The following is a 457-nucleotide window of genomic DNA, read 5'->3' on the forward strand; positions in this document are numbered from 1 at the left end:
TAAACACCTTTAGAAACAATTTTATTATTCTCTCTTACCTTAATGTGCATAGCATCAACAAATACATACTTATACTGATGACTAACAATAGGTCTACCCGCCCATTCTTTGATTTCAGGATCCAGGTTTTTTATTACGCTTGAAACAGTGGATTTAGACACAGATTTTCCCGTTAGGGATTCCACAATTTTATTAACATTTCTAGTTGAAACACCATTAATATATGCTTCTGTCATCGCTAAAATAAGGGATTGGTCAGAACGTGAATATTGATTGAATACTTCAGTTGTAAATTCACCGTCACGTGTTCTTGGAACTTTTAATGTCAGATTGCCAATAGGCATCAGGAAGTCACGCTCATAATAACCATTACGTTGTGCGTTTCTTCCTGAATTCTTTTGTTTATATCCAGCATTAACATACTTATCTCTTTCCATTTCCATGTATGCATTTATGA

Annotated in this window: 1 protein-coding gene; it reads right to left on the reverse strand. The window is 34.1% G+C overall.

The annotated features are described in order from the left end of the window. The coding region (locus LQ611_RS13960) for a transposase (RefSeq protein WP_239709679.1) at nt 1–457 on the reverse strand (457 nt) is incomplete at both ends.

This window comes from Mammaliicoccus sp. L-M44 (genome assembly GCF_022386355.1).
Classification (GTDB): Bacteria; Bacillota; Bacilli; order Staphylococcales; family Staphylococcaceae; genus Mammaliicoccus; species Mammaliicoccus sciuri_A.